This window comes from Methanobrevibacter sp., assembly GCF_045603845.1.
In the GTDB taxonomy this organism is placed as follows: Archaea; Methanobacteriota; Methanobacteria; order Methanobacteriales; family Methanobacteriaceae; genus Methanocatella.
The window spans coordinates 1-8,784 of the sequence record NZ_JAZUMY010000077.1 but is presented as its reverse complement, the minus strand read 5'-3'; the positions used below and the strand labels follow the sequence as shown (position 1 = coordinate 8,784).

General features: G+C 34.3%; 11 protein-coding genes. 1 reads left to right on the top strand and 10 read right to left on the bottom strand.

Annotation, left to right across the window (positions count from 1 at the left end):
• The 10 genes from ACKI2W_RS07625 to ACKI2W_RS07580 form a co-directional block, all read right to left on the bottom strand.
• Window positions 1-355 (bottom strand): helix-turn-helix domain-containing protein (locus ACKI2W_RS07625; protein WP_407380828.1); only part of this gene is annotated, 355 nt, incomplete at its 3' end.
• A 286-nt stretch (window positions 356-641) separates the two neighbouring features.
• Window positions 642-1,034 carry a hypothetical protein gene (locus tag ACKI2W_RS07620; RefSeq protein WP_407380826.1) on the bottom strand — a complete coding sequence of 131 codons (393 nt, stop codon included), beginning with the start codon at window positions 1,032-1,034 and terminating at the stop codon, window positions 642-644.
• Window positions 1,035-1,392: 358 nt separating this feature from the next.
• Window positions 1,393-2,259, bottom strand: a complete 867-nt coding sequence (locus ACKI2W_RS07615) for a hypothetical protein (RefSeq protein ID WP_407380824.1) — start codon at window positions 2,257-2,259, stop codon at window positions 1,393-1,395.
• A 173-nt stretch (window positions 2,260-2,432) separates the two neighbouring features.
• Complete coding sequence (locus ACKI2W_RS07610) at window positions 2,433-2,861, bottom strand: cyclophilin-like fold protein (protein ID WP_407380822.1); 429 nt, start codon at window positions 2,859-2,861, stop codon at window positions 2,433-2,435.
• Window positions 2,862-2,866: 5 nt separating this feature from the next.
• Window positions 2,867-3,187: a hypothetical protein gene (locus tag ACKI2W_RS07605; RefSeq protein WP_407380820.1), complete on the bottom strand. Its 321-nt coding sequence runs from the start codon at window positions 3,185-3,187 to the stop codon at window positions 2,867-2,869.
• A gap of 32 nt (window positions 3,188-3,219) precedes the next feature.
• Complete coding sequence (locus ACKI2W_RS07600; RefSeq protein ID WP_407380818.1) at window positions 3,220-3,633, bottom strand: archease; 414 nt, start codon at window positions 3,631-3,633, stop codon at window positions 3,220-3,222.
• Window positions 3,634-4,026: 393 nt separating this feature from the next.
• On the bottom strand, window positions 4,027-5,160 hold the full coding sequence (locus ACKI2W_RS07595) for an ORC1-type DNA replication protein (RefSeq protein ID WP_407380816.1): 1,134 nt from the start codon (window positions 5,158-5,160) through the stop codon (window positions 4,027-4,029).
• Window positions 5,161-5,168: 8 nt separating this feature from the next.
• The gene (locus ACKI2W_RS07590; protein WP_407380814.1) at window positions 5,169-5,888 is read right to left on the bottom strand and encodes a 6-hydroxymethylpterin diphosphokinase MptE-like protein; all 720 of its coding nucleotides are present in this window, start codon (window positions 5,886-5,888) and stop codon (window positions 5,169-5,171) included.
• Window positions 5,889-5,897: 9 nt separating this feature from the next.
• Window positions 5,898-6,545 (bottom strand): YczE/YyaS/YitT family protein, encoded by a 648-nt coding sequence (locus ACKI2W_RS07585; RefSeq protein WP_407380812.1) that lies wholly within the window; start codon window positions 6,543-6,545, stop codon window positions 5,898-5,900.
• 32 nt (window positions 6,546-6,577) lie between these two features.
• On the bottom strand, window positions 6,578-7,246 hold the full coding sequence (locus tag ACKI2W_RS07580; protein WP_407380810.1) for a YczE/YyaS/YitT family protein: 669 nt from the start codon (window positions 7,244-7,246) through the stop codon (window positions 6,578-6,580).
• A gap of 165 nt (window positions 7,247-7,411) precedes the next feature.
• Between ACKI2W_RS07580 and ACKI2W_RS07575 the strand changes: the two genes are divergently transcribed.
• Entirely contained in the window at window positions 7,412-8,554 is a 1,143-nt protein-coding gene (locus ACKI2W_RS07575) for a pyridoxal-phosphate-dependent aminotransferase family protein (protein WP_407380808.1), read from the top strand.
• The last annotated feature ends 230 nt before the right edge of the window (window positions 8,555-8,784 follow it).

The following is an 8,784-nucleotide window of genomic DNA, read 5'->3' as shown; positions in this document are numbered from 1 at the left end:
GAATGGTTTGTCTGAAGCTAAATTTTCTATCTTTTTTTCGATGAAATTTAGGAGGATTATGTGCCGGATTTTTAAAGAAATTATCAAAAGCACAACTTAAATCCTTAATAGATTGCTGTAAACTGGTAGATTCCATAGCATCCAGATACGGCAATGCTTTTTTAGATTCCATCATCAACTTATTCAAGAAAGTATAAGTAGGCCGTATACTATCATCCTTTTCATATAATGCATTGTATTTACCTAGGGTTTCGTTGTAAGCTTTACGTACACAACCGAAATTTCTATGAAATCCTTCACGCTGCTCACTATTAGGAAGAATTCTAACCACAACACCAACAGTCCAATCATCCATAAAAAAAAACACAACCCATTATTTTTTGTTTACATTTCCAAAACATTCCTAATATTAATTTTTTCTTCAAAAGAAAAAAAAATAAAAGACATTTTTTTAGATTTTATAATATATAATATAATACATCAGCATATAAACAGATTATGCGAGAGCAGTTGAACACTATTCTGCCAAACCCTCGAAAAAAATAGATAAAGTACACTGAGTAAAAAAAAATACAAAAAACAAATGACATATTTTTAGAAAAAAATAACTACAAATACTAAATAAAAATAAAAGTAACCCCCTAAACTCGCCGATTCATCCTCGACTTAAGAAGTCGAGGTATTCTCGCTTTTTTAAGATAAACTTTGTAATCGAAAAGTTCAGATATACTTCGGCGGCAATCCAAAATGTCCGCATCCATTGTAATGAATGAAACAATCTCCTCCAAGGACTTGGTGCATTTGAAACTGTCCAGAAGAATTTCATCATCAGGAGTGTGAATACCCTCACTTTCTAAAATGTCTAGAAAATAAGTATCTTCAAAGTCTTTGTCAAAGGAACATACTTGAACATGATTTAAAAGATTTGTCAACTTATCAGAATATATTTTGAAAGATTTAGACAATTCATCAGATTTGTTTTCGAAAATTGAAATAGCAGAAATATAAGCACCATTTTTAATAAACAAATCCATATAAATATTAAAATTTTTATTAACAATATTATAAAACTTATTTTTACGAAAACCAAAAGGAAATTTTTCATCAGAATATTCTTTTAAAAAATCCTTTTTAATGATATTAATATAACGAAGTATTTCATCATCAGGAATCATATTTGAAAAAACATACTTTTTAATGTAACTCAAAATTGAAAATGAAAGAATTTCCAGATTAGAAATAACATTAAAAGATTCATTTTTAACCAAAATAGAAGTATATCATACAAATTGAATCTTAAAATAGTATTCACATATTTTTCTCATATTATCATCTAATGAAACACTCAAGAATATATTACTATCAAAAAAATGAGATTTCAAATCATTCATATTAATCATCCCTCAGATATGCTCCAACAGTACTGTCGAGTATTCTTTTTTGAGAATCAGTATATTTGTAATTATCATAATGATTAATAGAATCAAAAGTATTATCTATCAAATCAATAATCTCTTTTTCTAGTTTTTCTAAAGAGTATTTGAAAGTCAAACCCCATTTTTCAAAACAAGCATCATAATAAGAATCATGGGCGTATAAACGTAATCCTTTAGCAAATGTGAACCATGAATTGCGAATTGAAGATTTTAACAAAGACCAACATTCATTAATTTTATCACTATCATTAATAAGATCAATTTGTCTAGTTAATGTAGTAAATATTGTTGAAAATTCCCTAATATCATATAATTGTATCAATTTGAGTTGGCATTGCCTGAATAACTTAACATAATCATCCCCAGAAATCATCAGATTATCGTTTTCAGTTTGATTGAAAATACCATACTTGAAAGGATATATGATATCAAAAGGAGCATGATTCTTATAGATATCTTCTGTTAAATCCTTGTAAATGTAATTTCCTTTATCCAGCAAATTTTCGCCCAAATCAATCAATTCTGGAAATTCATCAATAATTTCATATTCTGTGCCCAATTTGATATTGTTAAGTGAAAATAAATTTTTAGAAGATGGGGCAAAATCATTGAATGATTCTGTTATTAATTCACAGTAGGGACCATAATAATACCAGTAGTAAGGCAGTTTATCATATAACGGATGATTGATGCCCAAATCCATTTTAATTTGATATATGATTTTCTGAACAGTGATGTCGTTAATTAACATGCCTTTTTCCTTAAATAAAGATGCAATATATTGTGTTAGCTGTGTGACGGTTTGCTTTTCATTTGAAATCATGGTCATAACCTCAAAAAAATTAATTAAATAATACTTTGTTTTAATGATATATAAAGTTTTTTAATTTATTGTAAAAATAAAATAAAATTAAAAATAATTATTTATTGATAATTCAAATTTAAAATTAGATTTTGATAAAATAAAGTATTAAAAGAATCGCTTCAAGTGTAAAATTATTTTAGGCTTAAAACTATTTCCACATCTCCTAAGCCCAGAACTTCAGCCAGCTCATCAGGAGTTGCATTTATGATTTTACCTATTTTTGTATAGCTCCATGAATGGGACTCATAGAAAAGTGAAATCTGATTGGACTGATACAATACAATGTCTCCGGGAGAAGTTTCGATGTTTTCATCGCTTGTCGGAAGTGAAAATCCCAAATCACCGACCTTTTCAAAATTGCCATAGTCTTCGGCGTCAATTGTGATATTTCCTTCATGCAATTTTTTAATCAATTCTGCTGTGGCAGAGTTATTCTCCAGTTCAATGTCAAAAGTGCGGTTATTGACAGTAATCCTGACGTTATCCTCCCCGGCAGAAACACTGGAAACAGCCATCAGAAAAATTATTGAAAATATGAATAATACTTTCCTGTTAATCATGAAAATCACTTTCTAAAGAGTGCAGACATTCCTGCAATCAGAATCAGTATGGAACCGAAGATTCCCAAGTGCGGAGTTCCAATTAACACTAGAATGGCGGCAATGATGAATCCGACACCTGCAACTTCAACATCCCTGTCAACATAAAATGAAGCCAGAAAACCTAAAAGAGCACCCACTATTGATATGATGGCGATGAATGAGTTTCCCTGATGCCCTCCGCTTTCAATGAAGAGTATGAATGATCCGGAAATAATGCTTAAAAATGAACCGAAAACACCTAACAATTGTTCGAATCTTCTGGATGTTGTTCTTATTCTTTTCATAATATATTATTTAATTTGCATTTTATTTATAATTATAAGTCAACTATTGCCTTTAGCTGAACCGTGTCGGTGATGCTGACTTCCATTTGGTGGAATGTGATTGCCTTGATTTCACAGTTTCGCTCATGCTTGTCCCAGTCAATCTCTTCGCCCCCGATAACTGCCTTTAAAGAATAATCATCCATGATTTGCACTTCAAATTCGCTGAATAGCATGAATTCAACCTCATGATAGAACAATAATTCCTCCAGGTAGTCGTATAAAAGAGACACGTTGTCTTCAGAGCTTATTTCAAAAGTTATTGATTTGGTTGGTGTAATATTATCTGTATTTGATATTATGTTAAACATTGCAAGTCCTGCATTTTCAAAGGCTTCATTTAATGTATTGCCGTATGCATAAAAGCCAATGTCTGCTGTAACGTCAAAATATTCGAATTTTTTCATGATTTTACCTTCAAAATAATACTGTTCAAATGCTCTCTAGCTCTTTGCTTATATATGGATATCAAACAACTTAAATATAGTGATGTGATATTATGTTTAAAAATATTAATACTTCAAAAAGAGCAGATTTAAGAAAAAAAACTTCAATTATAGACGAAATCGCATATTCTAATATTGATATTCAAGTTTGCATGGTAACGCTCGCTGTATTTTTAGTGTTACTTTTATCTGTGCTCTCCGTTGCGACAGCACAAAACCCATATATGATTTAAATGGGACATAAGTATAATTAGATTAATACCAAACCCTTAAAGCTATTAATGCAGAAGGCGTTATCATTGCAATTAGTCTAATTTTAAATACAAAACTAACTTCCGTCAAAGATATACAGGTTTAGATGTCAAAATCGTCAGGGTTGAAGCGAAGGATAATTTCACGTGAATTTCCTCGTGAACCTGATCCTGTATACTTTGAATCAATTAACCTCAAAAATTCCAGTTTATCCAGAGTCCTTTTGAATGAGGAATAGCTTACCTTTTCTTTTTCACGGAATGCATCGCCCAGAGTACCTACAAGGACATTTTTCTCGCTGTCTATAATCAGTTGCATCAGGCTTCTTTCAATGTCAGTGAGTGAATCCAAAATTTGGGCAGTGTTTACTGAAACCATGGAGTCGGTTGCCTTGCTGAAATGCTCTACAGTTATTTCACGGGATGCCTCGGCCTCTGCAATGTTTCCGCATGTTCTTAAAAGGCTGATTCCGGTCCTTAAATCACCGTTTTCATAGGTGTATGATGCAACCTCTTCCAGAACGTCATCACCGAGTACGTTAGGATAAAATCCTGCATTGACCCTGTCTTTGAGGATATCTTTGATTTCTGAGTAAGAATAAGGTGGAAATGTTATTTCCTGCGGGATGAAGACAGTATTCACGTTCTTGTCAAAAGCGTATCTGAATTCCAGATCAGACAATATTGCAAAAATAGCTGTTTTTACTCCAGGATATTCTTCATATGCCCTTAATATATCATAGAATAATTTGTTAGCATTGTTGCTCTGGAACAGGTAATTGACGTCATCGAATGCTATGATTAATGACTGGCCATTTCTTTGAAGTTCCAGCATGACCTTTTCATATATTCTTGCAAAGGGAACGCCCGTTTCAGGAGGCAGGAATCCGAAAATCTTTTTGTGAACCTGAGATATTATTCCGAAACGTGTTGTGTGCAGCTGGCAGTTGACATAAACGCAGACTACCTTTTCGGTATTTTTCTCAACAAGTTCATATACCTTTTTTATGGCTGTAGTTTTACCTGTTGCAGGTGAACCGAGCACCACTGCATTTGAAGGCTGGCCTCCACGCATTGCAGGCCTTATTGCCATTGCCATAGCTTCCATCTGCCTGTCCCTGTAATTGTAATTCGGAGGCAGGTAATCAGGATCAAAAGCGTTTATGTTTTGAAAAAGACTTTCATCATGCATTAATATATCTTCAATTCCCATAGTATCTAATTTGTATTTAACCATTAAAAAAACTATTCTTTCAGGTTGATTATCGTGACGTTCTCGTTTTCGATTACCCAGTTTGTCAGCTTTTCGGCATACTGGAGTTTTTTGCGTTTGATTTCATCTGCAGGTCCGACAATGTCAGGCATGTTCGGCCTTGAATATTTGGTTACTATATCTCCGAAATCCATTCCGGCAAGGGTGACTTCAGATGCTCCTAAAGCCACTGTTAAAAACAGCGCCCTGTCACCGTCGGTAAACCCTCCGAAATTATATAGGTTACCTACAGGCTGGGCCTGGGTTGTTCCAAGGACATTTGTGAAAAATGAAGGTATCTTAACAATCTTGTCCATGTTGTCACCGTGGGCATGAACGACTATGTTTGCCCCTCTCAAATCGGCAATGAGAATATCGTCAAGGTTTCCATCGAGATCTGTTACGACAATATCCGGAGCGATTCTTTCTTCGATTAATGCAGTTGTAGCACCGTCAGCAGCCACTAAAACATACTCTTTAAGGTCATGGCTTTCCTTAAGCTGCTGGATGTGATCCTTAAGTGATGGGCCTGCACCGAAAAGAATGAACTTGTCTGAAAAACCAACTATTTTACTTAAATCTTCGAGTGTTAAACAGCCCTCCTGGGATAAAATCTCATCAAATACTTGGGCACATTTTTCATCATCTTCACGGGAAAATCCAAAGTCATCAAGAATTTCCTTATAATATATACTCCACTCACCAAATTCCATGTTCTTACCTCAGTTATTAACGATATTAATATCTTTGCCAGTTATATGATTATATAATTTTGCAATTTGCCTTAATGTGAAACCCACCAGGAATGCTGAAATGACCGTTCCTATATTTACGCTTGCAAATGGATTAGTATAGAAGAAAACACACATCAGCAAAGCTATGGCGACCATTGTGGTGTCAAATGCAATCTTGATTGATGAAAACCTCCAATCTGTGACTATCGCTACTGATTCCACACATCCCTCACCCGGAAGCGGCGCAATATCGGCCGGCATGTATATGAATATTCCGAGAGCTATCAGAAATATGCTGACAAATATCAGGGCAACATTAACAATGAGATTATCCGGAATGTTCAATGAATAGACAATAAACAGAGCAACGTCAGTGAAGTATCCGAACAGGAAGCAGTTAACAAACTGTAAAAGTCGTTTAGGTCTGAATCTGGACCTTAAGACAATCATCTGAATGAACACCAGTGCCGCATTGAATATTACCGTTGCAATTCCGATGTCAATGCCGGCGCATAATGCAAGGGAATATGAAATTGAACTGATTGGAGTCGTTCCGAATGTTGACTTGATGGAAAAGGCAACACCAAGAGACATAATAAATAAACCAAAAACAAAAAGGCAAATTCTTTTAATCATCACTACTTTTATATTGATTAAGATATTTAAATCTACATCTTTTTCAAATCGACGTTGTTTCCGGTAATCCTTTCGTTTATCTTATGGATGTATTTGACTGTCGTTCCGATGAAAAGCGCTCCCAGGATTGTTCCAATCCCGACGCTTCCGAAGCTTCCCAGAAATACATAGCTCAGGATTAATGCTGATGCGACAACCGTTATGTCAAAATAGACCTTTATTCTGGAAAACGGCCTTCTGGAAACGATTGCTATTGCCTGTGTCACCCCTTCAACTGAAAGGGGAACAATATTTGTCGGAACATAGAAAAATAGTCCTAAAGCTATGAAGAATATTGACAATACCGACAATACCAAAGCGAATGCAAGATTATCGGCAGGAGGGATAAAATACATTAATGAGACTGAAAAGCTTGTGAATGCTCCGAAAAGAACACCAACGAAAACCTGAAGGAAGTGCTTTGGCTTGAAGTTCCTTCTTAAAAGAATCAGTTCGATAGCTACAAGAAATGCATGAAATATGAATGTTGCAACGCCTATTTCTATTGCCCAGATAAGGCTCATCGCATATGGTATTGAGCTTACAGGAGCTGAGCCCAAATCGGACTTTATGGAAAATGCAACACCTAAAGTGATTAAAAATAAGCCAAAAATATAGTTAAAAATGCGTTTTAATGTTAATTTCTCACCGCTGAACTCCATACTTATTTATTTAATAAAACATCCTATATAAAGAGATATCAGCACAAAAATGTACATTAAAAACGGAAACAAAATTGCCGACTATAATATTTAAAAAGTATAAAAATCAAACATTTAATTAGGTTTAGAAATGCTAAATCTTTTTTATTTAATGGAGGAAATTTAATGGATGATATTTTATTAATGCTTCCTGGTCCAACAACAGTAGACCCTAGAGTTTTAGCTGCAATGTCAAAAGCTGTTGTAAATCACAGAGGAGCAAAATACGGAGAAATCTTAACTGAAACTACAGAATTAATGAGTAAAGTATTCCAAACCCCAAATAAATCTTATTTATTAACTGGATCAGGAACCGCAGCCATGGAAACCGCAATTGCAAATACAGTTGCACCAGGTGAAAAAATATTAAATGTAGTAGGTGGTAAATTCGGTGAAAGATTCATGAAAATAGCAAACACACACGGAATCGAAACCCAGGAACTAAGCGTTGAATGGGGAACAGCAGTAACACCAGAACAAATAGAAGAAACATTAGACGCAAATGAAGACATAAAAGCAATAACTGTTGTTCACAATGAAACATCCACCGGTGTAGCAGCCCCAATTAAAGAAATTGGAAAAGTAATGAAAAATTACGATGCATTATACATTGTAGACACTGTATCCTCATTAGGAGGAGATGAAGTTAATGTGGAAAAATTCGGTATTGATGTTTGTGTAACAGGATCACAAAAATGTTTAGCAGCCCCACCAGGAATGGCAGCCATAACATTAAATGATGATGCATGGAAAGCTGTTGATAATGTTGAAACAAACACATTCTATTTGGATTTAAAAGCAGCTAGAAAAAGTGGAGATAAAAACCCTCCTGAAACCCCATACACACCATCAGTTTCATTAACATACGCAATGAATGAAGCTTTAAAAATAGTTATGGAAGAAGGATTGGAAAACAGAGTTGCACGCCACCACAAAGCAGCAAAAGCAAGTGTAGCAGCAGTAAAAGCACTAGGCTTGGAATTATTTGCTGATGAAAAAGTATCCTCTGCAACAGTAACCGCAGTCAAAATGCCTGAAGGAGTAACTGACGCAGAATTCAGAGGAACAACAAGAGACAAATATGGTGTGGAATTAGCCGGAGGACAAGACCACCTAAAAGGAAACATATTCAGAATAGGACATATGGGATGTATATCCTACAAAGAACTGGTACAAACATTCGCAGCTATTGGAATGACCTTAAAAGGTTTAGGTGCAATTGAAGACTCAGGTGCAGGCGTTGCATCAATCACAGAATCATACTTATGATTCTAACCACCACCATTTTTTAAAAAACATTATAATCAAAAAAAATACTCTCAGAAAGAATATTATGCTTTTTAGAGAAATATAACCCGCATATTCACCATAAAATAAATATAGGTTAATTTAAAATTACCTACCGGCATTTATTATCAATAATTACCCAAATACTTCATTAAATAGCATAGTGCAATATTACATAACATTTGGATTTAAATGGAAAATGTGTAAAATAA